The 21,843-nt window shown below is 65.9% G+C and carries 16 protein-coding genes, 1 tRNA gene, 1 rRNA gene and 1 CRISPR repeat array; of the genes, 10 read left to right on the forward strand and 8 right to left on the reverse strand.

Going from position 1 to position 21,843, the window contains the following annotated elements; translation table 11 throughout:
- The first annotated feature begins 29 nt into the window (after positions 1-29).
- A 5S ribosomal RNA gene (gene rrf / locus VH569_RS31835) occupies positions 30-145 on the forward strand.
- Positions 146-228: 83 nt separating this feature from the next.
- Positions 229-305 (forward strand) — tRNA-Met (locus VH569_RS31840).
- On the opposite strand, the gene VH569_RS31845 is transcribed toward VH569_RS31840, so the two are convergent.
- The 7 genes from VH569_RS31845 to VH569_RS31875 form a co-directional block, all read right to left on the reverse strand.
- A complete protein-coding gene (locus VH569_RS31845) occupies positions 262-1,929 on the reverse strand; it encodes a recombinase family protein (protein ID WP_423320964.1) in 1,668 nt (555 codons plus the stop codon). The genes VH569_RS31840 and VH569_RS31845 overlap by 44 nt on opposite strands.
- Positions 1,930-1,940: 11 nt before the next feature.
- Positions 1,941-3,026 carry a tyrosine-type recombinase/integrase gene (locus tag VH569_RS31850; RefSeq protein WP_423320882.1) on the reverse strand — a complete coding sequence of 362 codons (1,086 nt, stop codon included), beginning with the start codon at positions 3,024-3,026 and terminating at the stop codon, positions 1,941-1,943.
- A 4-nt stretch (positions 3,027-3,030) separates the two neighbouring features.
- Positions 3,031-4,755 carry a hypothetical protein gene (locus VH569_RS31855; RefSeq protein WP_423320884.1) on the reverse strand — a complete coding sequence of 575 codons (1,725 nt, stop codon included), beginning with the start codon at positions 4,753-4,755 and terminating at the stop codon, positions 3,031-3,033.
- A 158-nt stretch (positions 4,756-4,913) separates the two neighbouring features.
- A complete protein-coding gene (locus VH569_RS31860) occupies positions 4,914-5,090 on the reverse strand; it encodes a helix-turn-helix domain-containing protein (RefSeq protein WP_423320885.1) in 177 nt (58 codons plus the stop codon).
- A complete protein-coding gene (locus VH569_RS31865) occupies positions 5,087-5,251 on the reverse strand; it encodes a hypothetical protein (RefSeq protein ID WP_377805896.1) in 165 nt (54 codons plus the stop codon). The genes VH569_RS31860 and VH569_RS31865 overlap by 4 nt, the downstream gene beginning before the upstream one ends.
- A gap of 45 nt (positions 5,252-5,296) precedes the next feature.
- Positions 5,297-5,809 carry a hypothetical protein gene (locus VH569_RS31870; protein WP_423320888.1) on the reverse strand — a complete coding sequence of 171 codons (513 nt, stop codon included), beginning with the start codon at positions 5,807-5,809 and terminating at the stop codon, positions 5,297-5,299.
- Between the two features lie 391 nt (positions 5,810-6,200).
- A complete protein-coding gene (locus VH569_RS31875; protein ID WP_423320890.1) occupies positions 6,201-6,761 on the reverse strand; it encodes a hypothetical protein in 561 nt (186 codons plus the stop codon).
- A 479-nt stretch (positions 6,762-7,240) separates the two neighbouring features.
- On the opposite strand from VH569_RS31875, the gene VH569_RS31880 reads away from it, so the two are divergent.
- The gene (locus tag VH569_RS31880) at positions 7,241-7,591 is read left to right on the forward strand and encodes a helix-turn-helix domain-containing protein (protein ID WP_423320965.1); all 351 of its coding nucleotides are present in this window, start codon (positions 7,241-7,243) and stop codon (positions 7,589-7,591) included.
- 43 nt (positions 7,592-7,634) lie between these two features.
- Here VH569_RS31880 and VH569_RS31885 read toward each other — a convergent pair whose 3' ends face one another.
- Positions 7,635-8,810: a hypothetical protein gene (locus VH569_RS31885; RefSeq protein WP_423320891.1), complete on the reverse strand. Its 1,176-nt coding sequence runs from the start codon at positions 8,808-8,810 to the stop codon at positions 7,635-7,637.
- 205 nt (positions 8,811-9,015) lie between these two features.
- On the opposite strand from VH569_RS31885, the gene VH569_RS31890 reads away from it, so the two are divergent.
- From VH569_RS31890 to cas2, 7 genes are read left to right on the forward strand one after another with little or no spacing between them, the layout of a single operon-like run.
- Positions 9,016-11,373, forward strand: a complete 2,358-nt coding sequence (locus tag VH569_RS31890) for a CRISPR-associated endonuclease Cas3'' (protein ID WP_423320893.1) — start codon at positions 9,016-9,018, stop codon at positions 11,371-11,373.
- Between the two features lie 9 nt (positions 11,374-11,382).
- Positions 11,383-12,057: a type I-C CRISPR-associated protein Cas5c gene (cas5c, locus tag VH569_RS31895; RefSeq protein WP_423320895.1), complete on the forward strand. Its 675-nt coding sequence runs from the start codon at positions 11,383-11,385 to the stop codon at positions 12,055-12,057.
- Positions 12,054-13,862, forward strand: a complete 1,809-nt coding sequence (gene cas8c / locus VH569_RS31900; RefSeq protein ID WP_423320897.1) for a type I-C CRISPR-associated protein Cas8c/Csd1 — start codon at positions 12,054-12,056, stop codon at positions 13,860-13,862. Before cas5c ends, cas8c begins: the two co-directional genes overlap by 4 nt.
- 3 nt (positions 13,863-13,865) lie before the next feature.
- On the forward strand, positions 13,866-14,819 hold the full coding sequence (gene cas7c, locus VH569_RS31905) for a type I-C CRISPR-associated protein Cas7/Csd2 (protein ID WP_098734980.1): 954 nt from the start codon (positions 13,866-13,868) through the stop codon (positions 14,817-14,819).
- A gap of 36 nt (positions 14,820-14,855) precedes the next feature.
- Positions 14,856-15,530: a CRISPR-associated protein Cas4 gene (gene cas4 / locus VH569_RS31910; protein WP_423320899.1), complete on the forward strand. Its 675-nt coding sequence runs from the start codon at positions 14,856-14,858 to the stop codon at positions 15,528-15,530.
- A 4-nt stretch (positions 15,531-15,534) separates the two neighbouring features.
- The gene (gene cas1c / locus VH569_RS31915) at positions 15,535-16,575 is read left to right on the forward strand and encodes a type I-C CRISPR-associated endonuclease Cas1c (RefSeq protein ID WP_423320967.1); all 1,041 of its coding nucleotides are present in this window, start codon (positions 15,535-15,537) and stop codon (positions 16,573-16,575) included.
- A gap of 6 nt (positions 16,576-16,581) precedes the next feature.
- Positions 16,582-16,872: a CRISPR-associated endonuclease Cas2 gene (gene cas2 / locus VH569_RS31920; RefSeq protein ID WP_098734983.1), complete on the forward strand. Its 291-nt coding sequence runs from the start codon at positions 16,582-16,584 to the stop codon at positions 16,870-16,872.
- A gap of 172 nt (positions 16,873-17,044) precedes the next feature.
- A CRISPR array of direct repeats spans positions 17,045-21,804; the repeat unit is 32 nt; unit sequence GTCGCTCCCCGCGCGGGAGCGTGGATCGAAAC.
- Positions 21,805-21,843 lie beyond the last annotated feature (39 nt).

Consider the following 21,843-nt stretch of genomic DNA (forward strand, 5'->3'; position numbering starts at 1 on the left):
AACGATGCGTCGGTCTTGTGCCTCGGTGACCTGGTGGTCATGGCGAGGTGTCAAACACCCGATCCCATCCCGAACTCGGCCGTGAAAAGCCTCCGCGCCAATGGTACTGCGTCTTAAGACGTGGGAGAGTAGGTCGCCGCCAGGTCGCTCAGGCACATGAGACGCTCCTTACACAAAGCGCGCACGCTTGCATCTTTACGACATCCATCATCCCACAGAACAGACATCCGCGGGGTGGAGCAGCCCGGTAGCTCGTCAGGCTCATAACCTGAAGGCCGCAGGTTCAAATCCTGCCCCCGCAACCACCGACACTTGACGCCCCGGTTCGAAAGAGCCGGGGCGTTCGTGCGTCTGGGCCTTGCGCATCTGAGCGGCGCCCTCGCAGACCGCCAGCACGCCGGCCAGTTCGCCATGCAGGTCGGCGTTCAGCCCGGCCCCGGCCGGGGAGGGCGTCAGGACGACGCGGTCGATCATGACGCGCACCATCTCCATCGCCTCGGCGCTGTCCTCGCCGACAGCGAGAGCAGCCTCCAGCGCCTCCACCTTGCGGCGGTAGAGGTCCGCCAGCTGGGGGTGCAGCAGGATCGTCGGCAAGTCGGCGTCGGGCTCCTCGGCTGCGGCGAGCAGCTGCGCTTTGTCCGCTTCCAGGCTGGTCAGGCGCTCCTTCATCGACTCGTGATACAGCCCGTCCTCGATCGCCTTGAGGATGCCGGCGATCTTGCGCTCGACAGCCGCCAACTCGCGCTCGCGCGTGCGGCGGTTGGCTTCGCGGTCGGCCGTTGCCGCTTCGACGCCGGCACGGAAGCTGTCCACGAACTCCTGAACCAGTTCCGGCGCCAGCAGGCGCTCCTTCAGACCCGTGAGGACCCGCCGTTCGATGTCGAAGCGGCTGATGGTGCGATCGTTGCTGCAGGTGCCCTTGTTCCGGTGACTGGCGCAGCCATAGCGGTCCTTGGCCATGATGGTGTAACCGCCGCCGCAGCACCCGCAGGTCAGCAGCCCCGACAGCAGGAACTTGCGGCGGTGCGCCCGGTTCAGGGCGTTGCCCTGGTCGTCCCGCCCCATGGTGAAGCCGATCGATGCCTGCCGGGCCTTCACCCGCTCCCACAGCGCGGTATCGACGATGCGTAACTCCGGCACCTCCACCACCTCCCACGCTTCGGGCGGATTGGGCCGCGCGACCCGCTTGCCGGTTTCCGGGTCCTTGACGTAGGAGCAGCGGTTCCATTCCAGCCGGCCGGCATAGATCGCGTTGTTGAGGATGCTGGTGCCGCGCTCGACCTGACCGCGGATGGTGGTGTCCTGCCAGAGCCGGCCCTCCGGACCGGGCACGCCGTCGGCGTTGAGGCGCTTGGCGATGGCGCGCGGGCTGACGCCATCGGCGAACAGGCGGAAGATGCGCTGGACGACCGCGGCTTCCGCCGGGTTGATCTGCCGCTTGCCGCGCCCCTCGGTGTCACCCTCCAGCACATCATAGCCGAAGGCCTTGCCGCCCGGCATCCGACCAGCCATGGCGCGACCGAGCTGGCCGCGGCGGGTCTTGTCCGCCAGGTCTTTCAAGGCGACCTGCGCCATCATGCCCATGACCGCGACATGAATGGTGGTGATTTCGCCGAGCTGCGGGGTGAATAGCCGGACGCCGTGGAAGGCGAGGCGGTCCTGAAGGTCGGCAGTGTCGGCGAGACGGCGGCCGAGGCGATCAATCGCCTCACACAGCACGATGTCGAAGCGGCGCTGTCCGGCCTCACGCAGCAGCTTCTGGAAAGCCGGACGATGACGGCTGGGGCCGCTGAGGGCGGCATCGCTGTAGTGGTCAACGATCGTCCAGCCCTGGCGCTCGGCATAGCGCCGACAGACCTCGATCTGGTCGGCGATTGAGGCTTCGCGTTGCTGGTCGCTGGAGTAGCGGGCGTAGATGACGGCACGCATGATTGGGTATCCTACGGGCGCTCGCCGCGGACGGTGCGGCGCAGGCGGGAGATGTGGTCGGTGAGGGTGGCTTGATAGCGGCGGCTGGCCTCCAGCCCCTTGGCCATCGTGTAGTGGCGCTCGCTGGTCCGCAGCGTGCTGTGGCCGAGCAGCGCCGCCGTCAGCCGGGCGCCCTGCGGGTCGTCGAGGGCGATGCTCGTTGCGGCGCAATGGCGGAGCAGGTGCGGGTTGATCCGTTCGCCGAGGATGGCCGGGGTTGCGCGCTCGAAGCGGCTGGAGACGCCGTTGAGGGTCATCGGCCGCCCCTCGCGGGTGATCCACAGGGCATCATCGGCGTGGCCTTGCAGCAGCTGCGGCCGGTGATGGTCGAGATAGTGCGCCATGTGGGGCACCAAGCTGGCCGGCAGCGGGAAGCTCATCGGACCGCCGTATTTGAGGTCCTCGCGTTCCAGCTGGATCAGGAAGCCGTCAGAGGTCGGCCGGAGATGCTGGCCCACCCGCAAACAGGCCAACGTGCGGCGGCGGATTGGCCGGGCGACCGTCAGGGCAATCATCAGGGCGTCGCGGAAGGCGGTGGCATGGGCGAACGGCCGGGATTCGGGCTTGTCGTCGATCCCGGCGAGGGCGGAGAGGGCGCGTTGGTAGAGGTCGGCGGCGTTGCGGATGCGCGGCGCGATCGGCTTCTGGTTGACGGCGCCCCGCTTCAGGCGGCCGGCGGTGCGGCGCAGCCATCCCCAATCGGCGTGGAAGGCCAGGGCCGGCATGATCGCGGCGAGCTGGTCGATGGTGGTCCACAAGGACAGCGGCGCCAGGGTCGGACGAAGCGCGTCGATGTAGCGGCGTACCACGTCCGCCGTCACGCGATCGCCAGGGGCGGCATCCGGTGTCAGCAGACCCTGTTGGTCGAGGAAGGTGAGCCAGCGGCCGTAGTTGGCGGCGCGGCTGCGACGGGTGGCCGGCGCCCAATCGGCGGCGGCACCGGCGTCGTCCAGCGGTCCGCCGGCTTCGCAGGCGACTTGCCACAAGGCGCGGTCCTGCTCGGGCCAAGCGCTGACCGGCAGGCTGCGGCGGTCGATCATCACGGAGGTCTTGCTCATCCCCTCAGCGCCCCACGACGTGGCTGCGAAGCGAGCGGGCGCGCTCCAGGATGTTGGCGTCATAGCGGGCGACCGCGGCGGCAGTGTCCTGTCCGGTGTAGTAGGTCACCGTGGTGTCGGTGGAACGATGACCGAGGAGCTGGCGCGACATCTCGTAATTGCCGGGATCGAACTGCTGGCTGAGCTTGCCGGCGAGGTGGCGGAACAGGTGGGGATTGACCGTGAGGCCGGTGTGGTCGCGCACCGCCCGCTCGATCTGCGCCGTCAAAGCGGTGATGTGCTTGCAGCCGCCGTCGCGTCCGGGGAACAGCAGGCCGCCGGTGTCCGACGTCAGCAGCGGGCAGTAGCGCGTCATGAAGTGGTCGATCATCCGCACCAGCGGCTCCGGCAGCACCGCCTCGATTGGCTGGCTGGTCTTGGTCTCTTCCGCCGGGATGACGAGATGAACGACGGCGTGACGGCCGGAGCGGCTGCGGCAGAGATGGCGATGGACGTCCAGGCGCAGCAGGTTGAGGCGGCGCAACGGCACCAGCAGCAGAATCTGCACCGCCACGGCGGTCTGCGCCATCAGGGCGTCGCGGCGGCTGGGCACCGCCACGCGGTCGGCCTTGTCCATCAACCGCTCCGGCAAGGTGAGCAGGGCCAGCAGGTGCTTGGGGTCGTCGAAGGCGCGCAGGCGGGCGCGATTTTTGTCGGTCATGCCCTTGCGCCGGTTGCCGAGCTTGGCGACCAGCTTGTTCAGCCGCTCCAGTTCGGTCTTCGGCACCTGAACCCAGTGGCGGGCGACGGCGAGCAGGCACTTCGCCTGTTCGATCACGCCGGGGCTGGCGCCGCCCCGGCGGGTCATCAGCCACAGCAGGGCGGCCTTGAAGCGTTCCGGCACCACCAGCGCCGCCAGCGTGGTCAAGGTCCGGGGTTCCTCACCGGCATGGACGAGGGCGGCAGCGAAACGCAGCACATGGCCGCGGGCAGTCTTCAGCGAGCTGGGGCGCAACGGGCGGGCCGGGCCGAACTCGTCCAGCGGATCGGCGCCGGACAACCGCCGCAGCCACGCCTCCAGATCGGTGGCAAATGACGGCGGGAGGCGGTCCAACGGCAGCTGGTAGTCGTCCCGGTTACTGGTGACCGGCACCAGTGTGACCGGCCAGCCGGGGAGGGCGGCGGCCCGGTTCCATTGCTGGCGGGCCATCCGCTCGACCCGCTGCGGCTTGGCGACGAGGGTGCCGGTCGTCAACGAGGCGGCAAAGGCGGAGAAGGTGGTATCCGATACGGCGTCCGGCGCGATGCCGTGGTCGACGCAGTACCGCAGGAAGCGGGCGAGACCGCGCTGCATCGCCGGGTCGGTGACCACCGCGCGGAGGCTGTACCAGGGCTCCGGCAGGTGACAGGCGAGGCGCCGGTGGACCGCGGCGGAACCGTAGCGGCGCAGCAGGGTGCCGACGGCGGAGCGGATGTTCTGCCAGCGCTTGAGCGACAGGCCGTGGGCCGCCGGATGGACGGAGGCGATCAGCGGGCGCAGGGCATCGAAGCTGGCGGGGATGGCGGCGAGGTCGCGTCCGACGATGCCGCCGAAACGGCGCAAGGAGGAGGCATGGTCCCGAGCGCGCCGCGGCGGTAGGGCGGGGTCGGCCAGGACGCGCGTCAGCAGGTCGGCCAGGGAGCGCACCGGCGGCATATCAAGCACCGCAGACGGGCTGAGCGGAAGCTGGGAAGTGGTGGCGATGGTCATCCATGGCCTCGGGAAGACAGGAGTGGACAGGAAGTCCGGATTGGGAAGACGTAGCACGCTTTTGGTTCGAAAATACGAGGGAGACCTCTTCCCGATGTTCGTCTAAAGCCTTGCCATTACTGGACAAGGGTGGACAGTGGTGGTCAGCTGGTCCAGCGCTACCGCAGGAAGATGTCGAGGTCCTTCGGCTGGATGCGGATCTGACGGCCGAGCCGGACGGTGGGCAGGTCGCCCGACACGATCCAGCGGCGGACGGTCTTGATGCTGACCTGCAGGCGGTCAGCGACGTCAGGGATGGTCAGCAGGGCGGGGGGACGGGAGGGGGGCTTGCTCATTCCGGCTTCTGGGGCTGCGTCGCCTCGCCCGAAGCCGCCAGGTACTCCCGCGCCGCCATGCGACCCAGCAGGCGCGCCAGCGCACGCAGGCGCTCGACCGCGGCCTCGGACTCAGGAGGGGTGCAGGGGGCGGTGTCGGAGGAGAGGACATGGTGGGTCATGCCCTCTTCGTGCCAAAGCTGGACTCTTGTGCCGAAAGGGCCAGATCAGCTTTGCGGCGCAGCTGATTTGGTCGGGTCGGTTCGCCGGGCTTTGATGGCGCGCTTCACTGCGGTGCGCAGGGCGTTCTTGGTCGGCGTGTAGCCCAGCGCCTCCAGGCAGAGCTGGAGGAAGTCGACCAGCGGCCCGCCGGCTGCTCCGCTCATGTCGTCCCAGGAGGTGCCGGGCGGCCGGTCGCTGATCGCCTCATAGACGTCCAGCAGGAAGTCGAAAGTCATGTGGTAGCCGGCTGCGGCCTTGTGGCGCGTTCCACCGACGCCGGAGGCGACGCGGTCCGCTTCGGCACCCCGCACCAGTTCGGCCGCAGCCCGTAGCATCAGCACGCCGCTGAAGGCGTCCTCAAGCGCGTGGTCTGCCTGCCCATCGATGATGGTGGCGTTGGGGTCATCCGGCGTCAGTTGCGCGGCCAAGCCCCACAGGAGCTGCGGGACAGGACGGAGGCGCCCATCCTGCGGTGTGTCGTCCTGGATGGCCTCCAGCAGGGCGTCGCAGGCCGCCATGATGCGCTTCATTCGGTCGCGGGTGGCGCTGGGGGCGGGCGTCTGGTCAAGGACTGCGTGGGAGGCTGCCAGGGCCGGAAGTTGCTCGACGTAATGGCGCCATGCCGCAATCCTGCTGGGATCGGACAACTGCAGCCGATTGACGACAGCATCGAACAACGGCCGCCATGGCTCATCCTGCATTTCCGTCGGCGGAGGTGCCTGTTCCGTCATAATGGGTATCGCTGTGATGCCGAAGGGGGACGACGTCGCCGTGTCGCGTCGGATCATACCGGGACCATCCGGCGGCATGAAGGGCGGCTGACGCCGCCCTTCCCCTGCCATGCCCAGCCTTGCCATGCCACGCCGATCCGTGCCACGCCAAGGTCGCATCGAGGCGCCGGTCGGCCCCTCAATGCACCGTGAAGCGCCCGAATTTGGGGCGCCAATCTCCGAGGCCGACCACCTCGCCGGTGGTGCGGATGATGTCCCGGACGTCATCCTCGCTCAGCAGCGATGGCATGAACTGGATGGTGACCGCAGCACTCCAGTCGTCGAAGCGCGGCCGGACCCGCATCACCCGCAGGCGCTCGACCCGGACGCCGGTGCGAAAGCGGAAGCGGCCATCATCCCATAATGCTTCCGGTTCGCGGGGACCGTCATATTGAAGCGGGATGTTGCCGTCACACAGGATGCCGGCTTTGGCCAACGGCCCGCGGCGTTTGCGTTTGGCGCCCTCGATCAGCGCCGCCTCGATCAACTCGCCGGGGAGACAGGGTTCGCCGCCATGCAGATACAGCGAGCCGAGGAACTCAAGCTTGGCCATCCTCTCCAGGTCGGCTTCCGTCTTCGGCCGCTTGCTGCTCAGCTTCTTGATGTCCTTGACCAGCGGGTCGAGCGGATCGGCCAGCCGGCCGTTGTGCATCAGAAGGGGTGAGACGCCGGTGATCTGGAAGCTCAAGGGCTGATACATCGGGGGCCTCCAGCCGCGGACGGGGGCGGCTTGGCTTGGTGTCAGGGAGGTTGACCGTGGCCGTGGCGTAGCGGCGACCGCGCAGCATGCTGGTCACAGTCTCGTGGCAGGGCGCGCACAGCGTCGTCACGGCTTCCAGGCGATCCCTGGCCCAGTCGCCGCCGGGCGGGTAAACGCGGTGGTGCCCTTCCAGCTGGTCTGTCGCGTTACACAGGACGCACCGCCCGCCATCGCGGGCGAATGCATCACGCCGCAGAGCGCGCCATTGAGGACTGGCGAGGTAAGCGGCGTAACCGGCGGGGCCGCGGGCCAGACCCGTCGGCGCAGCTGATGTGTGTTCTTCTGATGGGGAAACGTCCCCTGCTGATACGGCTGTCGGCTCGCATTGGCTCATGCCGATCCAATGGTTCGTCTTTTGGAAGAAATACCGAACTGTTAGGCCGTGGTCAAGGTGTCAGAACGGCGTAATGATCCGGCTTATGTCATTGAGCTTGAAGCAGCGTGTCGGGTTAAGGGTCAAGGAGGCGCGGGTGGCCCGCGGCCTTACCCAAGAAGCGTTGGCGGATCTAGTCGGCCGGACGGTCGAGGCAGTGTCCAACATCGAACGAGGCCGCACCTTTCCGACAATCGAGACGCTGGAGCAACTCGGTCGGCATCTTGACGTCCCGATACAGAAATTCTTTGAAGATGTTGAGCAAAAGGTAAGCGACAGGCGGTTTGTCCTGGAAGGCAACCTCAAGATCCTCGTTCGACAATTGTCGAACGAGGATCTAGAAATTGCTGTAAAGCAACTCGCAGTTGTCGTTGAAATCAGAAAGAACTGTTCTTAGATTTTTGTATTTCCAATAATTACATGTTTTATGAACATTAGCTCTACTTTGCCCAGCTTGGCCTGATAATTTTTCCAAGGTAACCCTGAAAAACCATTCGGGTTATGTTTGTTTCTAGTACTTTGACTTCTACATACCCGTCTTCCGTCCAGCCATCGAGAACCTCAACAGGGCCGAAGGTATGGTGCTCCATGATATTTCCAGGTTGATGGATACGTTTGTGAGCTTTCGGCTTCAGGGGCGCAGAGGCATTCACGATTTGATCGGAGTTTTGGCTATTTACGGGCGGGCGCCTCCTTGTCACTTCGGGATTGTTGGGCTTCTTCTTAATGGGCTGCTTTTTATCTTCCGAGATAGCCACCTTACGGACACACTCGGTCTGCTTCTCAGTTGACGACCGGCGTGATTTCACTGGCTTTGCCTTCGGCGGTTGAGGATCCTCAAGCCAGCATTCCCCGCGCAGCCAGTTGTGCGGGAACTTGAGGTACTTCGAGTCGGTAAGGTGGGCCTTGGCGACCGCATATCGCTGCATGGCGGCGATCAACACACACGGCGTCGCGGCACCAGAAGCCAATACCTCGCGGTAAACTTCTATGGTTTCCTGCCGCTTTTCCCGCTTGGGACAGACTGACCAGAACTCGTCAAAGCGGTCTGCGTGATCTTGGACCTTGATCGTTACCCCGCCGTCGACGGCGCCGCCAACGGCGGTGACGGCGCCGGGCGGCGGTGGGGTAACCCCTTCTTCCTCTCCCCCGGGGTTAAACCCGGGGAGAGAAGAGGGAAGGGGGAGCGTGGACGCTACCAGTCCAACGCGCCGGCGCTCCTGGTCGAAGGCGTCCGCGCTACTGGTCGCGTCCGTGCTGCCGATGCGGCCAATAACCACATTCACACCGGTCGTGCTTTGAAGATGGGCAGGGCGATAGGACAAATTCGGGTGGTAAACATTCGCCATGCGATCGCCCTCCTTGTTCGATCCACCGCGCCTGTGAACCGGCAAGACACCAGCGCGCTCCAAGTTTTTGACTCCTCGCTGGACACCGCTCCTGCTGGCGCCAGTTCGTTCGGAAAGGCGCTCGAATCCAACGCGAGCGAGGCCAGTATTATTATCGAGGCAATGGAGAATGCAGGCGACAATGCCAATTTCGATACGGCTGCGGGCAGGATCGCAGGCTACTGCTTCCAGAAGGAGGTGTTTGTCGAGCAAGCTGATGGCGGACACGGTGGGCTCCCAGATGCATTAAGGTGCCTATTCTTGGCGCTGGGTACCGGTTGTGCCCGATTGGTTATCGGTGAGATGGTCGGAACTGACCCATCGCTTGCCCTTCCAAATGGCAGCGATCTAAGTGTGCAAAGCAATTAGCAACTTTCTCAAAAAGGGAGGCGCTTCGCCGTAGGCATTGCTAAAGCATATTTTGTATCGCACAATGACAACCCTGACGGGGAAATGGATCGCGAATGACGTTATGAGTGCAATGATCTATGCGCATTCTGTTTCCGGAAGGGATGAAAAGCTGTGGGAGCCCTTGGCGGCTCACCTGACCAATGTCGCCGATCGGGCGGGGAGGCTTGCAGCCGCGTTCGGTGGCCAAGAGCTTGCACGGGCCATGGGGGCGCTCCACGACATCGGCAAGGCGCGGGATGCTTTTCAATCCTATATCCGCGGTCAAGGGCCGAGCGTCGACCATTCGACCGCCGGTGCTGTCATCGGCGAGCGCAAATACCCATTGCCGTTCGGCCGAATGATGGCCTATGGGATCGCCGGCCATCATGCCGGACTGGCGAACGGGGACATTGCTGGCGGTGGGTTATCGTCGCTGAAAGATCGGCTAGCAGCCGGGGCCGCTACCCCCCTGCCGGAGAGTTGTCTGACACCATACCTTGATATTGCACCGCCGGAGGTCGCTCTGGCCGCGCCGGTGCTGTCCGAGGGGTTCACGCACGAGTTCTCAGCCGCTTTCCTCATTCGCATGCTCTTTTCCTGTCTCGTCGATGCCGATCGGTTGGAGACGGAGCGGTTTTATGCCGATCTGCTTGATGAGCCGGTCGAGCGGGGATGCACGCTCACGGTCGCCAATCTTCGTGACCGGCTAAACGCGCATCTGGCCCGATTTGATGGGCGCACTGGTGCGGTCGATAGTTTGCGCGCTGAGGTGCTGGCATCGGTTCGGGCGAGAGCAGACGACGAGCCAGGATTGTTCTCGCTGACGGTGCCGACCGGTGGCGGCAAGACCCTGTCGTCGCTGGCCTTCGCCCTGGACCATGCGGTCCGGCATGGGTTGCGGCGGGTCATCTATGTGATCCCCTTCACCTCCGTGGTCGAACAGACGGCAGCGATCTTCCGCGACGCGCTGGGCAGCGATGACGCCGTGCTCGAACATCACAGCGGCTTCGATTTCGGGCCGGCGGATGGAGGCGCCCCCGGCAATGAAGGTGACGACGAAGGCAGAGACGGCGCCCGAAAACTGAGGCTCGCTGCCGAAAACTGGGACCGGCCGGTGGTCGTCACCACCGCGGTGCAGTTCTTCGAAAGCCTGTTCTCCAACCGCCCTTCAGCATGCCGGAAGCTGCATGCCATTGCCGGATCGGTCGTGATCCTGGACGAGGCGCAGACCTTGCCGCTGAAGGTGCTGCGGCCTTGCCTGGAGGCTCTGCGCGAGTTGGCGCGCGGCTATCGCAGTTCGGTGGTGCTGTGCACCGCGACCCAGCCGGCGGTGACGACGGAGGCCGGCTTCAGGAACGGCCTGGACAAGGTGCGGGAGCTGGCTCCCGATCCACCGGCGTTATACCGCCGCTTGAAACGAGTGACGGTCAGCGCAATCGCCGAACCGCTGTCCGACGAAGCCCTTGCCGACCGGTTGCTGAGCGAGCCACAAGCCTTGTGCATCGTCAACAGCCGCCGGCACGCGCGCGACCTTCACAGGCGGATCGCGGTGACCGAGGGCGCGCGACATCTGTCCACCTGCCTGTGTGCCAAACACCGGCGGGCGGAGTTGACGGCCATCCGTCAGGACATCAAGGACGGCAAGACCGTCCGGCTGGTTTCGACGTCCCTGGTCGAGGCTGGGGTGGATTTCAGCTTTCCCGCCGTCTACCGGGCGATGGCCGGGCTCGATTCCATCGCGCAGGCAGCAGGCCGCTGCAACCGGAACGGCGAGTTGCCGGAATTGGGCCGAGTCTTCGTCTTCGATAGCCCTGAGAACGAAGGTCACCGGCCCCCGGCAGAGTTGGCCCTGTTCGCCCGAACCGCCGCCAGCGTTCTTCGCGCCCACGACGACCCGCTCGCTCTTGATACCCTGCGTGCCTATTTCCAGCAGGTTTATTGGCTGCGCGGTGACGAGGATCTGGACTCCGCCATGGTGGGGGAGGGAACGGCCGCGATCCGCGGCATCCTGAACGCTTTGCGCCTCCATCGGCGTAGGCACGACTTCCCCTTTGCCGACATTGCGAAGGCGTTCCGGATCATCGAGTCGCTGCTGGTGCCGGTGATCGTACCCTATCGTCCTGCCGGTGAGCCGGACGCCGTCCCGCGCCTGCTCGACGCCCTGCGCCACGCTCCGGCGGACAAGACTGGGGGGATTGCCCGCGCTTTACAGCCCTACCTGGTCCAGGTTCCCCGTTCGGCTCGTGCCGGATTGCTGAAGGCTGGGGCGGCGGAGTGCATCCGGAGTGGCGAATTCGGCGATCAATTCGTCGCACTGGTCAACGACGACCTCTACCACCCCGACGTCGGGCTGGATTGGGAGGACCCGACCTTCCGGCGGTTCGAAACCAACATTTTTTGAGGGAGAACCATGGCCTACGGCGTGAAACTTCACGTGTGGGGCGACCGCGCTTGCTTCACCCGGCCGGAAATGAAGGTCGAGCGAGTGTCCTACGACGTCATGACGCCGTCGGCGGCGCGCGGCATCCTGGAGGCAATCCATTGGAAGCCGGCAATCCGCTGGGCCATCGACGCCATCGAGGTGCTGAAGCCGATCCGCTTTCAGTCGATCCGCCGCAATGAGGTCGGGACGCGCGTGCCGACCGTAGCGGTGCGCAAAGCAATGAAGGCCGGCGAGGTGCAGGACCTGCGCATGGTGGCGGAAGAGAACCGGCAGCAGCGCGCCGCCACCCTGCTGGTCGACGTCGCCTATGTCATCCACGCCCATTTCGAACTGACGGAGCGCGCTGGACCGGGCGACAGCGAGGCCAAGCATCTGTCGATGTTCAACCGCCGGGCAGCCAGCGGACAATGCTTCCAGCAGCCCTGCCTGGGCGTGCGGGAGTTCCCGGCGAATTTCGCTCTGCTGGAGGATGGTACCGCACCGGTGTCGGAACTGCCGGCGGATCAGCGTGATCGCGACCTCGGGTGGATGCTACTCGACATTGACCATGCGAACGACATGACTTCGCTGTTCTTCCGGGCGGCGCTACGGGAAGGCATGATGGCGGTGCCGCCGCTGAACTCGGTGGAGGTGCGGTCATGACCGTCCTCGCCGCGCTCAACGGCTATTATGGCCGCCTTGCCGACCGTGGCGAGGTGCCGCCCTTCGGCTATTCGACGGAGCGGATCGCCCACATCATCGTCCTGTCGCCCGATGGCGAGCCGGTGGAGATCCTGCCCTGGCAGAGCCTGTCGGGGAAGAAGGCGGAACCGCGCCCAACGGCAGTGCCGCAATCCTTCAAGCGTCCAGGGACAACGCCGCGCTCCTTCTTCCTGTGGGACAACGGGAAGTTCGTGCTCGGCCTTGGGCTGGACAAGGCGACCCGGCAGCGGGTGGCCCATCCGGCCAACCATGCAGCCTTCCAGGAGTTGCACCGTCGGCTGCTGGCCGGAACCGAGGATGCCGGGTTGGTCGCCCTGCTGCGTTTCCTCGATGTCTGGGCAGCGGATCGCTTCGACGCCTGCGGTTTCACAGACGCCATGCTCGACCAGAACTTCATGTTCATGCTCGACGGCGACCGGAATGATCGGGGAGAGCCGCGCTTCCTGCACGACCGTCCCGCCGCCCGGCGCATCTGGGAGCGCGCGGTGGCCGAGGGTGCCGGGGGCGAAGGAATCTGCCTGGTAACGGGAACGCGCCAGCCGATCGCCCGCCTGCACCCGGCGATCAAGGGGGTGATGGACGCGCAGAGTTCCGGAGCCTCCATCGTCTCCTTCAACAACGACGCCTTCACTTCCTACGGCAAGGAGCAGGGGCTGAACGCGCCGGTGTCGGAGGCGGCGGCCTTCGGGTACGGCGCAGCCCTGAACGCGCTGCTGGCAAGGGGCAGCGGCAACCGGCTGGTGATCGGCGATGCGACCACGGTGTTCTGGGCCGATGCCTCCGGCGGCGAGGAGTCCGCCAAGAAGGCGGAGGTACTCTTCCACGACTTGCTCAGTCCACCGCCGGCCGAGGATGCCGACGAGGCGCAGGCGATCCGCAACGCCCTGCTTCCGGTCAGCCAAGGGCGACCGGTGCGGGAGATTGCGCCGGAATTGGACGAACGGACACGCTTCTACGTGCTCGGCCTGTCGCCGAACATCGCCCGGCTGTCGGTGCGTTTCTGGCTGGAGGACAGCTTCGCGGCCATCGCCGAACGCGTCGGGCGCCATTGGGAGGATCTGCGGATTGATCCCACGCCCTGGCGCACCGCGCCGGCGGTCTGGATGCTGCTGCGCGAGACCGCCCCGCTGGGCAAGACCGAGAACATCGCGCCGCAACTGGCCGGGGAGGTGATGCGCGCCATCCTGACCGGCGGCCGCTATCCCCGCAGCCTGCTGGCGGCGGTCATCACCCGCATGCGGGCCGGCGACCCGGTGAACGGCGTCAAGGCCGCGATCTGCCGGGCCTGCCTGAACCGCGACTCCCGCCTGGGAACGAAGAAGACGGAGGAGATACCCGTGAGCCTGAACCGAGACGAGGCGAACCCGGCCTACCGGCTGGGCCGCCTGTTCGCCGTGCTGGAGGGTGCCCAGCGGGCGGCCCTGGGGGATGTGAACGCCAGCATCCGCGACCGCTATTTCGGCGCTGCGTCGGCCACCCCGGCCAGCGTCTTCCCGATGCTGCTGCGCAACAGCAACCACCATCTGGCGGTGCTGCGCAAAGGAGACAAGCCCCGGCTCGGCGGCTGGTTCGAGGGGGAAATCGGCCAGATCCTCGGCGGCCTGGAAAGCGGCTTCCCGCGCTCGCTGCGCATCGAGGATCAGGGGCGGTTCGCCATCGGCTACTACCACCAGCGCTATGCCGGCAAGGCCGCCGCGTCCACCGACCGGTCCGACGCCACTGAACAAGCCGTTTCCGAGGATTGAGCCATGTCCGCGATCCAAAACCGCTATGAGTTCGTTTATCTGTTCGACGTCACCAACGGCAACCCGAACGGCGATCCCGACGCCGGCAACCTGCCGCGGCTCGACCCGGAAACCAACAAGGGTCTGGTGACCGATGTCTGTCTGAAGCGGAAGATCCGCAACTTCGCCGCGCTCAGCCGTGACGGCGAGCCGCGCTTCGGCATCTATGTCCAGGAAGGGGCGATCCTGAACGAAAAGCACCGCGCCGCCTACCGGGCCGTCCGTCCGGACGACAAGGATGTCGAGAGCGCGAAGAAGCTGTCGCCCAAGGAGTCGGAGGAAAAGGCCGTCCGGCAGTTCATGTGCGACAACTTCTTCGACGTCCGCAGTTTCGGCGCGGTGATGAGCACCAGCATCAACTGCGGGCAGGTGCGTGGGCCGGTTCAGCTGTCCTTTGCCCATTCGGTGGAGCCGATCCTGCCGCTGGAGATTTCGATCACCCGGATGGCCGCCACGTCGGAAAAGGAGGCGAAGGAGCGCAAGGACGGGGATCCGGCGGACGACGGGCGCCGCGACAACCGCACCATGGGGCGCAAGCATGTCGTCCCCTACGGCCTGTATCGCTGCCATGGCTACATCTCCGCCAAGCTGGCGGAGGGGACCGGCTTCGACGAGGATGACCTGGACCTTCTGTGGACCGCGCTGGAGGGGATGTTCGACCATGACCGCTCGGCCGCCCGCGGCGAGATGGCCGGCCGCAAGCTGGTCCTGTTCCGCCATGACAGCGCGCTCGGCAACGCTCCCGCCCACCGACTATTCGACTTGGTCAGCGTGAAGCGGCACTTCCAGGGCGAGGATTACGAGCTGGACGGCCCCGGCACCGGCAACCTGCCGCCAGCCCGGCGCTTCGCCGATTACCGGATCGCCCTGGATGCGGCCCGCGTGCCGACCGGGGTGACGATGATCGAGAAGTTCTGAACGAAACGGGCAGCCAGCCGGGGAAGGAGGCGCGGTATGGACGACGATGATCTTCTTCCCCTGTCGGCGTTGCAGCACCAACTGTTCTGTCCCCGCCAATGCGCCCTGATTCATGTCGAGCGGCAGTGGCAGGAGAACGCCTCCACCATCGAAGGCCGGCTGCTTCATGACGCGGTGGATGCGGGGGGCCGGGACAGGCGCGGCACCGTCCGCACGGTGCGGTCGATGCCATTGCGGTCGCGGCGACTCGGTCTTGCCGGTGTTGCCGATCTGGTCGAGTTGCATGGTCCCGAGCAGCGGCCTTACCCGGTCGAGTACAAGCGCGGCCGGCCCAAGGCCCACCGGGCGGACGAGGTCCAGCTCTGCGCCCAGGCCATCTGTCTGGAAGAGATGTTCCACACGAACATTGCCGAGGGGGCTCTCTTCTATGGAGAGAACCGGCGGCGTGTCGTGGTCCGGCTCGATGACGAGTTGCGGGGGTTGACCGAACGGACGGCGACCGCCGTTCGCGCCATGATGGAGTCCGGCCGCACTCCGCCGCCGGTGTACGAGGCGGCCAAATGCCGCAACTGTTCGATGATCGAGCTTTGCCGGCCGCGCCGGCTGGGCCGTCCGCCGCCGGTGGCCGACTGGCTCGCCCGGCACTTGGAAGACGGCGAGGACGCAATGCCACCCGATGACCGTGGAGAAACCGACCGGGGAGACTCCTGATCCCATGCGCCAGCATTTGAATACGATGTTCGTCACCACCGAAGGCGCGTGGCTGTCCAAGGATGGCGCCAACATCGTGGTGGAGGTGGAGCGGCGGGAAATCGGCCGCGTGCCCATGCACATGATGGGCGGTATCGTCTGCTTCGGACGGGTCGGCATGTCGCCGCCGCTGATGGGGGCCTGCGCCGAAGCCGGAGTGACGGTCTCCTTCCTGACCGAGCATGGCAAATTCCTGGCGCGGGTGGAGGGGCCGTGCAGTGGCAATGTGTTGCTGCGCCGCCGTCAGTATCGGGTGGCCGACGATCCGGACGCCGGGCTCGTCATCGTCCGCGCCATCGTGACGGCTAAGGTGGCGAACCAGCGTGCGGTGCTGCGTCGCGCGCTGCGGGACCATGGGTCTTCGATGGTGGAGTCCGGCCGCGCGGGATTGGACGACGCTCAGCGCCGCCTGGGAGATGTGGCGCGTCGGGTGATGGAGGCGGGGAATATCGACATCGCGCGTGGACACGAGGGGGACGCCGCGAACGCCTATTTCGGCTCATTCGACCATTTGATCCGTCGCGACAACGACGCCTTCCGGTTCCGCGGTCGCAGCCGCCGTCCGCCGCTGGACGCCTGCAACGCCCTGCTGTCCTTTTTATACGCTATGGTCGGGCACGACTGCCGCTCGGCGCTGGAATCCGTTGGTCTGGATCCGCAGGTCGGCTTCCTGCATCGCGACCGTCCCGGCCGTGCCGGCCTCGCCCTCGACCTGATGGAGGAGTTCCGCCCTGTGCTGGCTGACCGGGTGGTTCTGACGCTGATCAACCGGCAGCAGATCGGACCGAAGGATTTTACCTTCATTGAAGGCGGTGCCGTCCTGCTGCGCGACGACTCCCGCAAGGCCGTCCTTGCCGCCTATCAGGAACGCAAGAAGGATGAGATCACCCATCCGTTCCTGAACGAGAAAGTCAGCCTTGGCTTGGTCCCGCACATCCAGGCGCAACTGCTGGCCCGCCATCTGCGCGGTGACCTTGACGGCTACCCGCCGTTTCTATGGAAATGACCGGCCATGCTGATGCTGATCACCTACGACGTAAACACCCAGGACGCGGCCGGTCGCCGCCGATTGCGCCGGGTTGCGAAGGCATGCCGGGATTTCGGTCAGCGCGTTCAGTTTTCCGTATTCGAATGCGAGGTCGATCCGGCACAATGGACCGCATTGCGTGCCCGGCTGCTCGGTGAAATCGACCAGAGCACAGACAGCCTGCGCTTCTACCATCTTGGCGCCAATGCTAGCCGTCGCATTGAACATGTCGGTGCCAAACCCGCATTGGACCTAGACGGAACGCTGGTGTTCTGAGCGTGCGCGAACCTGAAGCGGACAGGAAACTCCTGGGAGGTTCGCAGCGGAACGCTTTCAATGGGTTAGCTTCGATGGCATTGTGATCGACGCCCGACCGAACGGCGCGCGCGAACTGATTCGCGCTCGACCGGAGATTTTGGGTGCTTGGACAAGTGGATATTGACTGCCAGTCGCTCCCCGCGCGGGAGCGTGGATCGAAACAAGGTCATTACCCAATGATGACCGCCGCGCTCCGTCGCTCCCCGCGCGGGAGCGTGGATCGAAACCGTGTCAATCTTCATCGTCCGCGCTCGCATGGCGGTCGCTCCCCGCGCGGGAGCGTGGATCGAAACCTTGAAGCGTGGGCTGTTGGTGATGGCATCGGTTGTCGCTCCCCGCGCGGGAGCGTGGATCGAAACATGGATTTCCTCTATAGCCATCCCGACGTGGTGCGTCGCTCCCCGCGCGGGAGCGTGGATCGAAACAAGTCGAACGTGTCGATGGTGCAGACCAACTACCAGTCGCTCCCCGCGCGGGAGCGTGGATCGAAACCGATGCCGGAGAGACCGTGCAGTACACCCCCAGCGGTCGCTCCCCGCGCGGGAGCGTGGATCGAAACTGCTGGACCATCCAGGGGGCGACCAGCGTCAGGGTCGCTCCCCGCGCGGGAGCGTGGATCGAAACATCGCAACCGAAGAGATCGTAGCCGCCTGCGAAGGTCGCTCCCCGCGCGGGAGCGTGGATCGAAACAGCCCGGAGTTCTTGGGGTGTCGGCATGGTCAGGGTCGCTCCCCGCGCGGGAGCGTGGATCGAAACCGGCCGGGAACGAGGCGGCCTTGGCGATGCGCTGTCGCTCCCCGCGCGGGAGCGTGGATCGAAACCCCGCCAGATGTACGAGAAGGTCGCCGCCGTTAAGGTCGCTCCCCGCGCGGGAGCGTGGATCGAAACTCACGGTTTGGCCGCGATACACCGATTGCAGGGAGGTCGCTCCCCGCGCGGGAGCGTGGATCGAAACCTCTCGGAACACGAACATCACCGCGTCGGCGTCCGTCGCTCCCCGCGCGGGAGCGTGGATCGAAACATCTCCGCCGTCACGGTGGGGCCGCCGTGCGTGCGGTCGCTCCCCGCGCGGGAGCGTGGATCGAAACAGTGAAGCACATCCTGCGCTTGGTGAAGCACTTCGGTCGCTCCCCGCGCGGGAGCGTGGATCGAAACCCAATTTGTTCTAATTGGTGCCGACAGATGATGAGTCGCTCCCCGCGCGGGAGCGTGGATCGAAACTTTGGCCCGCTCCGGCTCTGCCTCGCCACGCGTAGGTCGCTCCCCGCGCGGGAGCGTGGATCGAAACCGCCGTCAGGTCTCGGCTGACATGGCGGCGCAGAGTCGCTCCCCGCGCGGGAGCGTGGATCGAAACCTGATTGCCTGGGAGGCCGAAACCGGCAAGTGCGTCGCTCCCCGCGCGGGAGCGTGGATCGAAACAAGGGCGTCCGCGTGGCTCTGCCCACCAACTCCCGGTCGCTCCCCGCGCGGGAGCGTGGATCGAAACCTGCTGGGCGTGGCTGTTGTGGCTAAGCACTGGTGTCGCTCCCCGCGCGGGAGCGTGGATCGAAACGCGAGCGATAGCCACTCTTCCTTAGTAGGTAACTTGTCGCTCCCCGCGCGGGAGCGTGGATCGAAACAGTCAAAGCCTTCCACGATACCGGATACAGCGGTGGTCGCTCCCCGCGCGGGAGCGTGGATCGAAACAGGTCAACAGAAAGCACCGCAACCTCGGACGCTTGTCGCTCCCCGCGCGGGAGCGTGGATCGAAACAACTCCGTACCCCAGGCCGGAATGTTGATCGTGGAGTCGCTCCCCGCGCGGGAGCGTGGATCGAAACGCGTTTTTCGGCTTGAGCATGAAGTCCAGGTCAGCGCGTCGCTCCCCGCGCGGGAGCGTGGATCGAAACCTGTTGTCGCGCATGCCCTTAAGGATGGAGCCGAACAGTCGCTCCCCGCGCGGGAGCGTGGATCGAAACGCTTCCTGCTATGGGCAGATGATCAATTCAACGATGGTCGCTCCCCGCGCGGGAGCGTGGATCGAAACGGGCTCACGCCGAACTCAGCCCCGATCTGCCGATGTCGCTCCCCGCGCGGGAGCGTGGATCGAAACGCCCTTGGCATGCAGCTTGCGGACGGTGGCGTATGTCGCTCCCCGCGCGGGAGCGTGGATCGAAACTGGTGCAGAAAGGCCATTTGCAAGTCCAGATCATGTCGCTCCCCGCGCGGGAGCGTGGATCGAAACACCCAAGACGACAACCCCCGCTCGGAAGGGCGGGGGGTCGCTCCCCGCGCGGGAGCGTGGATCGAAACATCCCGTTTACCGGGTGGCGGCTGTACCAAGCCCGTCGCTCCCCGCGCGGGAGCGTGGATCGAAACATGCCGGGGACTTGCGCCCTGGCAGCTTCCGCGCGCGTCGCTCCCCGCGCGGGAGCGTGGATCGAAACACGCAGCTTTCCGACACGCTTGCGCTTAAGCGGTCGTCGCTCCCCGCGCGGGAGCGTGGATCGAAACCGCCGCCCTCCGCCTTTAGCCCTTCGTCTGCGTCGTCGCTCCCCGCGCGGGAGCGTGGATCGAAACCTCTAGGCGGCGCTTGGTGCTGGCTGGCATCCGTCGCTCCCCGCGCGGGAGCGTGGATCGAAACTCGGCTGGCGCGTCTCAGGGTCGCGCTTCTCGAGTCGCTCCCCGCGCGGGAGCGTGGATCGAAACAGACCATTCCAGCCCATCGCCATGCTTGGTGGCGGTCGCTCCCCGCGCGGGAGCGTGGATCGAAACACGAGGTCATGCAGAAGTGCGCCTACGTCCAGAAGGTCGCTCCCCGCGCGGGAGCGTGGATCGAAACAGCATCGACGCGGCCAAGACGCTCATCCCGTTTGGGCGTCGCTCCCCGCGCGGGAGCGTGGATCGAAACAGAAGAATTACGCTGTAAACGGTTTTGCGGAACGTCGCTCCCCGCGCGGGAGCGTGGATCGAAACGGGTAGTTGATGCGGATGGACGATCCATAGCTGGCCGTCGCTCCCCGCGCGGGAGCGTGGATCGAAACTTTCGTACTATTGTCGCGATGTTGCCGTGCGCCGGTCGCTCCCCGCGCGGGAGCGTGGATCGAAACACTTTGAGGACGAAACGTCTGTCCGCATGAGTGAGTCGCTCCCCGCGCGGGAGCGTGGATCGAAACTTCTCATGCGGCGTACAGCAGCACTTGAAGAAAGTGTCGCTCCCCGCGCGGGAGCGTGGATCGAAACCCATCCCTTGGCCTTGCGCTCTTCCGGCGGAAACTGTCGCTCCCCGCGCGGGAGCGTGGATCGAAACCATCACGGGAGTTATAGCCTGAACGGTCATGTTGTGGTCGCTCCCCGCGCGGGAGCGTGGATCGAAACACCTCGTCGACCGCGCCTTGAAGGACCGCGGCCGGTCGCTCCCCGCGCGGGAGCGTGGATCGAAACAGCCTGACGGGCGCCTGGACAGATGACCAGCTCGCGTCGCTCCCCGCGCGGGAGCGTGGATCGAAACATTAGCCTTTCATGTTTTAGTTGACGATTTTCCAGTCGCTCCCCGCGCGGGAGCGTGGATCGAAACACCTGCTCTTCGACGGTGCGCGCCAGATGCAGGGTCGCTCCCCGCGCGGGAGCGTGGATCGAAACAGCATCGTGTTGCCATAGCCGGAAGGGCTCCACGTCGCTCCCCGCGCGGGAGCGTGGATCGAAACACCGTCCTGACCGGTACCGTCAGTCGGAATCGAGGGGTCGCTCCCCGCGCGGGAGCGTGGATCGAAACATCAATAGCGCCACCCCCGGCCGGAGTATCTTCGCGTCGCTCCCCGCGCGGGAGCGTGGATCGAAACAGGTCGGTATAGGTGACAGTCACGGCCCCGGCAGTCGCTCCCCGCGCGGGAGCGTGGATCGAAACTGCACTCCCCGCCCGGCGACGTGTTCGCCGGCTTGGTCGCTCCCCGCGCGGGAGCGTGGATCGAAACTCCAGCATGAGGACGCGGGGGCGGATGTGGCGCGGGTCGCTCCCCGCGCGGGAGCGTGGATCGAAACGCCGGCCCGCGCAGCGATGCGGCCGACGCTCGTCGTCGCTCCCCGCGCGGGAGCGTGGATCGAAACCGTTTCTGCCCGCTGCGTGAGCAGATCGCCAAGGGTCGCTCCCCGCGCGGGAGCGTGGATCGAAACAAGGGCAAAGTCCTGCTTGAGTGGGACGTGAAGCGGCCGCTCCCCGCGCGGGAGCGTGGATCGAAACACCGCAAGGACGTCGAAATCATGAGCAATGAGACGGTCGCTCCCCGCGCGGGAGCGTGGATCGAAACATTTTCCTGAGTGAGTAATAATCAGTACACTTAAGTCGCTCCCCGCGCGGGGGCGTGGATCGAAACAGGCAGGTGCCTTGACCACATCGGCCTGAGCGGCAGTCGCCCCCCGCGCGGGGGTGTGGATCGAAACTTCAGCGTGGCGATGTCCTCGACCGCCTGCGCCATCGGGTCGCCCCCCACGCGGGGGCGTGGATCGAAACAAGGAGTGGCGTGAAGCCAATGCCGCGACTCACTGAGTCGCTCCCCGCGTGGGGGCGTGGATCGAAACCTTGCCGGTCATCTGGCCCAGGAGTTCCAGGGTCGGTCGCCCCCTACGCGGGGGTGTGGATCGAAACGGCGACATCATCGACGCCGCCTTGGCCGAACACGCGTCGCTCCCCGCGCGGGAGCGTGGATCGAAACATGGTACCGGTGCCGGCAACCTGCTGCTCATCCAGTCGCCCCCCATGCGGGGGTGCGGATCGAAACCAGCGCTCGACGGCGCGTTCCAGCTGGGTGAGGGGTCGCCCCGCGCGCGGGGGCGTGGATCGAAACATCCTCTCTGCGAAGGGAGTGTGAGCCATGAGCAAGTCGCCCCCCGCGCGGGGGCGTGGATCGAAACAAGTCGCCGACCGAGGCTGCGCTCGCCGCGGCGCGTCGCC

The sequence above is a fragment of the Azospirillum sp. 11R-A genome, from assembly GCF_049472615.1.
GTDB classification, from domain to species: Bacteria; Pseudomonadota; Alphaproteobacteria; order Azospirillales; family Azospirillaceae; genus Azospirillum; species Azospirillum palustre.

Coding starts and splice junctions, on each gene's coding strand:
- VH569_RS31880 (WP_423320965.1), top strand. CDS start 7,241: ATGTCATTGAGCTTGAAGCAGCGTGTCGGGTTAAGGGTCAAGGAGGCG.
- VH569_RS31845 (WP_423320964.1), bottom strand. CDS start 1,929: ATGCGTGCCGTCATCTACGCCCGCTACTCCAGCGACCAGCAACGCGAA.
- cas2 (WP_098734983.1), top strand. CDS start 16,582: ATGCTGATGCTGATCACCTACGACGTAAACACCCAGGACGCGGCCGGT.
- VH569_RS31850 (WP_423320882.1), bottom strand. CDS start 3,026: ATGAGCAAGACCTCCGTGATGATCGACCGCCGCAGCCTGCCGGTCAGC.
- cas8c (WP_423320897.1), top strand. CDS start 12,054: ATGACCGTCCTCGCCGCGCTCAACGGCTATTATGGCCGCCTTGCCGAC.
- VH569_RS31870 (WP_423320888.1), bottom strand. CDS start 5,809: ATGGCGGCCTGCGACGCCCTGCTGGAGGCCATCCAGGACGACACACCG.
- VH569_RS31865 (WP_377805896.1), bottom strand. CDS start 5,251: ATGACCCACCATGTCCTCTCCTCCGACACCGCCCCCTGCACCCCTCCT.
- VH569_RS31860 (WP_423320885.1), bottom strand. CDS start 5,090: ATGAGCAAGCCCCCCTCCCGTCCCCCCGCCCTGCTGACCATCCCTGAC.
- cas1c (WP_423320967.1), top strand. CDS start 15,535: ATGCGCCAGCATTTGAATACGATGTTCGTCACCACCGAAGGCGCGTGG.
- VH569_RS31890 (WP_423320893.1), top strand. CDS start 9,016: ATGACAACCCTGACGGGGAAATGGATCGCGAATGACGTTATGAGTGCA.
- cas4 (WP_423320899.1), top strand. CDS start 14,856: ATGGACGACGATGATCTTCTTCCCCTGTCGGCGTTGCAGCACCAACTG.
- cas5c (WP_423320895.1), top strand. CDS start 11,383: ATGGCCTACGGCGTGAAACTTCACGTGTGGGGCGACCGCGCTTGCTTC.
- VH569_RS31875 (WP_423320890.1), bottom strand. CDS start 6,761: ATGTATCAGCCCTTGAGCTTCCAGATCACCGGCGTCTCACCCCTTCTG.
- cas7c (WP_098734980.1), top strand. CDS start 13,866: ATGTCCGCGATCCAAAACCGCTATGAGTTCGTTTATCTGTTCGACGTC.
- VH569_RS31855 (WP_423320884.1), bottom strand. CDS start 4,755: ATGACCATCGCCACCACTTCCCAGCTTCCGCTCAGCCCGTCTGCGGTG.